The sequence below is a fragment of the Deltaproteobacteria bacterium genome (assembly GCA_030654105.1).
GTDB lineage: Bacteria > Desulfobacterota > SM23-61 > SM23-61 > SM23-61 > JAHJQK01.
In genome coordinates this window covers 1-2,744 of the sequence record JAURYC010000051.1, presented here as the reverse complement: position 1 = coordinate 2,744, position 2,744 = coordinate 1, and the positions used below count along the sequence as shown (strand labels likewise).

Here is a 2,744-nt window from a genome sequence, read left to right as displayed (position 1 = left end):
GAACCGCCTCCCGCATCTGGGCCGCAGAACGAACGGCGATATATTTTAATTGGGTAAGAGCCGCAAGAGCGGTGGGGCCGCTGATCAGAGTAACCTCTGCCCCCCGCCTCCGGGCCGCGCGAGCCAGCGCAAAACCCATCTTGCCGGAGGAGCGGTTTGATAGGAAACGTACAGGGTCGATAAGCTCTTCCGTGGGACCGGCCGTGACCAGAATTTTTTCCCCAGAAAAGTCTTTCGGGGAAAGGAGGACGCAGATTTCTTCTACAATTGTCGAAATTTCAGCCAGCCGTCCTTTTCCTTCATAACCGCAAGCCAACTCTCCTGCCTCCGGGTGGATGAAATGGTACCCTCGTTGACGCAGCTTTTGGATGTTTTCCTGGCAGATGGGATTTTCCCACATGTGAACGTTCATGGCCGGGGCCAAAAGAACCGGGGCTTTGGTAGCCATGACAATGGTCGTGAGCAGGTCATCGGCGATTCCCCCGGCAATTTTGCCAATAATATTGGCCGTAGCCGGAGCAATAACCAATACTTCCGCCCTATCTGCTAATGATATATGGCCGATCTCCGATTCCGCGATCAGGTTGAAAAGTTCGGTGGTTACCGGATTTCCGGAGAGAGTCTGGAAGGTAAGGGGAGCGATGAAGGCCTGGGCGTTCCGGGTCATGACTACATGGACTTCAGCTTGCGCTTTTACCAGTTCGCGGGCCAACTCAGCGGCTTTATAGGCAGCGATTCCCCCCGTCACCCCGAGGACGATTTTTCTACCTTTGAGCATCATAAGCGTTTAAGGCAATCCCTCTTCGGCACGTCTTTTCCATTGCTCTCTCTTCGAAAGATGTTATAAATTTATAGCAGGAAAATTTTTAAGTGTCAAGGAATTAAAGGGTTTTAGAAAGGTGAAAGAATTAAGGATTTCAGAATGCGGAATTATTCAGGGGAGGTTTGGCAATGAAGGGAAAAGAGATCCTTTGTCCCCAATGTGGGGCCGTGGTCCTAAAATACGTCAACCCCGTTCCTACGGTGGACATTATCATTGAAGGGAAATCAAAAACCGGGGAAAAAGGGATTGTTTTAATCCTGCGCAAGAACGAACCGCGGGCCTGGGCTTTACCGGGGGGGTTCGTAGATTACGGAGAAACTTTGGAGGAAGCCGCGCTGAGAGAGGCCAAAGAGGAGACGGGTTTAAAAGTTGAAACCATCTCACAATTGCACACCTATTCAGATCCACACCGGGACCCCCGGCAGCATACCATTTCCACGGTTTTCACCGCCAAGGCGAAGGGACTGCCTCGACCGGGGGATGACGCAGTCCGCACGGGAGTTTTTGCCGAAAAAAACCTTCCTTTCCCCTTAGCTTTCGATCACAAAAAAATTCTGCAGGATTATTTCGCACTAAAAAAACAAGAAACTGTTTTGCCACAGAGGGCACAGAGAGCACAGAGACATACATGCTGAAAATAAAAAACCTAAAAACCCTCGGGACTCGAAGGAAGATTCCCCATGCCTTAGCTTTCGCCTAATATCATTATTAACAACCTTAAACTCTGTGGCCTCGGTGTTCTCTGTGGCTAATATTATTCCAATTTTTCCAAAGCTTCCTGGAGCTGGTCCATTCCTTTTTCGATATTTTTCATGGAGGTCGCGTAGGAGAAGCGGATGTACTTGTCGTCCCCAAAGCTGCTGCCGGCGACCACAGCCACCCTGGCTTCTTCCAGAATGAAATCCATTACGTCCGAAGAATTGGAGATCTTCTTTTCCCCCCATCTTTTCCCGAAGAGGCCGGTGACGTTGGGAAAAACGTAAAAGGCCCCTTTGGGCATGGAACAAGTGATTCCGGGCATGGCATTCAAGCGCTGCACGATATATTTCCGCCGGCGGTCAAATTCGACGATCATCTCTTGTACCGAATCTTGCGGGCCGACCAGAGCCTCTACAGCGGCTTTCTGGCAAAAGGAAACGGGGTTCGATACATTCTGGGTCTGAATCTTATCCATGGCCGCAATAATCGGGGCCGGGCCTGCGACATATCCAATTCGCCAACCGGTCATAGCGTAAGTCTTGGAGACACCATTAACCACAACGGTCTGATCCTGGATCTCCTTTCCCAAAGAGGCAATACTGGTGAAAACCGTCCCGTCATAGACGAATTTTTCATAAATGTCATCGGCAATGATCAGGATCTTTTTCTGAAGCAGGACTTCAGCCAAGGCCTTTAATTCATCAGCTGTATAAGTGGCTCCCGTGGGGTTACAGGGGCTGTTGAGGATAATTGCTTTCGTACGGGGGGTAATGGCCGACCGGAGTTGGGCCACGGATATCTTGAAACCTTGTTTTTCCGAGGTGGGGATAACGACTGGCGTGGCATCCATCAACAAAACGATATCGGTGTAGGAGACCCAGTAAGGCGCAGGGACGATGACCTCGTCTCCTGCCTCGAAAAAGGCCTGGGCTAAGTTATAGATGCAAAGTTTGGCTCCCGCTGAAGCAAAAACCTGGGAGCGTTCATAAGCAAGGTCATTATCCTTTTTAAATTTTTGGATAATGGCATCTTTGAGATCATTGAACCCGGCAGCGGGGGTATATTTGGTGATACCTTCCCGGATGGCCTTATACGCCGCCTCCTTGATGTTCGTAGGGGTGTCAAAATCCGGCTCCCCCTGGGCGAAGCTGATGACTTCGATGCCTTGCGCCCGCATGGCTGCGGCTTTGGCGGCAGCCGCAAAAGTGGGGGAAGGCTTGAT

The 2,744-nt window shown here is 50.7% G+C and carries 3 protein-coding genes; 1 reads left to right on the top strand and 2 read right to left on the bottom strand.

The window, feature by feature from the left end; genetic code table 11:
• A partial coding sequence (coaBC, locus tag Q7V48_02155; protein ID MDO9209541.1) for a bifunctional phosphopantothenoylcysteine decarboxylase/phosphopantothenate--cysteine ligase CoaBC occupies positions 1-778 on the bottom strand: 778 nt, incomplete at its 3' end.
• 173 nt (positions 779-951) lie between these two features.
• Here coaBC and Q7V48_02150 point away from each other — a divergent pair.
• A complete protein-coding gene (locus Q7V48_02150; protein MDO9209540.1) occupies positions 952-1,458 on the top strand; it encodes an NUDIX hydrolase in 507 nt (168 codons plus the stop codon).
• A 119-nt stretch (positions 1,459-1,577) separates the two neighbouring features.
• On the opposite strand, the gene Q7V48_02145 is transcribed toward Q7V48_02150, so the two are convergent.
• Positions 1,578-2,744 (bottom strand): pyridoxal phosphate-dependent aminotransferase (locus tag Q7V48_02145; protein MDO9209539.1); only part of this gene is annotated, 1,167 nt, incomplete at its 5' end.

What these genes read in the sequence shown, in the direction of transcription:
- Q7V48_02150 (MDO9209540.1), top strand. Translation starts at nt 952, where the DNA reads ATGAAGGGAAAAGAGATCCTTTGTCCCCAATGTGGGGCCGTGGTCCTA.